This is a genomic window from Weissella uvarum (genome assembly GCF_016908785.1).
Taxonomy (GTDB): domain Bacteria; phylum Bacillota; class Bacilli; order Lactobacillales; family Lactobacillaceae; genus Weissella; species Weissella uvarum.
Map to the genome: position 1 here is coordinate 1 of NZ_JAFBEO010000014.1, position 1,453 is coordinate 1,453.

Consider the following 1,453-nt stretch of genomic DNA (forward strand, 5'->3'; position numbering starts at 1 on the left):
ATAGCGCCGAAAGTAGTTGGAGGATCTCTTCCTGCGAGGATAGGACGTCGCAATGCGAACTAGAAAGTCGTCAGTAATGACGGCTTTTTTTGTGTATAGTTATAGAAAACAATGATAATTTGAGGATGGATGCATGACAGAGATTGATATCAATAATGCGTTAGATTACCGCAACTTAGGTGATGATTTCAAAGGTATGGAAAATGACGATATTATGCAAGCACTGGACGCTAAGCGAGGTGATATGATCACCGTGTTGCAAAATATCAGTCATGATTTCAACAAGGCAACTGCAGTGAGAAATCACAATGCCTTTTCAGGAAAGGAAATTGTCTTTTTAAATCCAGATAATCCTATGGATGCAGATAATCCTGAAGGAGCTAAACGTTGGAACAAAAAAGGTGCAGTAGGCGCACAACATTATGAGCACATTAAGCATGCGCGTATTAGGGATTATCAACAATTATTCGATGAATGGCATCGACAGGGTTATACGATCTTTGCTGTTGATAATACGCCAGGATATGAGTTACATAATGTTTTTGAGGTACAGTTTCCTAAAAAGAGTGTTTTCTTATTTGGGGAAGAACAGATTGGCTTAGCTAATGAATTAATCGAAGCTGCCGACCAAATGATTTATATTCCACAAACGGGTTCAGTACGATCATTAAATGTATCGGTTGCTCATGGTATTGTTTCGGCTTTATACACGGCACAGTATCCAGTTGAAGCATAAAAAAAGCGTTTCCTTTTCATAAGGAGACGCTTTTTTTATAGTAATAATTCGAATTCCAAATTATTATATTGATCACGTTCACGAATTTGACGGTAGCCAAAAGTTTGTGTCGTGCGACTAAGTTGATCAGTTGACCAGCTAATTTGTTTTTCCATATTTGCAAACATATCTTCTTTGAGTTGATTGACAAGTGATAGAAATTTAGTTGCATTATCAGCAGGCATTGACACATATAAACGTTCGTCGTTACCATACTTCTTTGAAACACGCTTTAAAGTTACGTTCATGACTTGGCGTGTATATGCGGGATTTCGATTCAATCGAACACTCACATTGATATGATTGTAGTGATTATTACGGCTATATTGTAGGACATTCGCTAAAAATGTTTCACCGTTAATTTGTTCTTTTTTGTTTGACATTAGACATTCCTAACTATTTGTATTCTAGACATTAGTATATCATGTAATAGGTTGTTGTGTAATTTGTTTAAAAACTTCTTGCATTTATATAAAAACAAATGTATTATATAAAAGTTGTCTCGAGTCAGTGTGACTCCGGCAAATAAATTAAAATAAAATTGTTGTTGACAATTGCGATTAACTTCTGTATTATTTATCAGGTTGGTTGCGAAAGAAAAGCAACAACGATGTAGATCATTGAAAACTGAATATCGTTTCGATATTAACAAATGTGTAGGGTCACCAACATAGTTGG

2 protein-coding genes are annotated in these 1,453 nt (G+C 35.6%); one reads left to right on the top strand and one right to left on the bottom strand.

Features of this window, described 5'->3' with window-relative positions:
• Window positions 1-133 precede the first annotated feature (133 nt).
• Window positions 134-736 (top strand): TrmH family RNA methyltransferase, encoded by a 603-nt coding sequence (locus JOC36_RS08645; protein WP_205146094.1) that lies wholly within the window; start codon window positions 134-136, stop codon window positions 734-736.
• 35 nt (window positions 737-771) lie between these two features.
• Here the strand turns inward: JOC36_RS08645 and JOC36_RS08650 are convergent, their stop codons facing one another.
• Entirely contained in the window at window positions 772-1,158 is a 387-nt protein-coding gene (locus JOC36_RS08650) for a hypothetical protein (protein WP_205146095.1), read from the bottom strand.
• Between the last annotated feature and the right edge of the window lie 295 nt (window positions 1,159-1,453).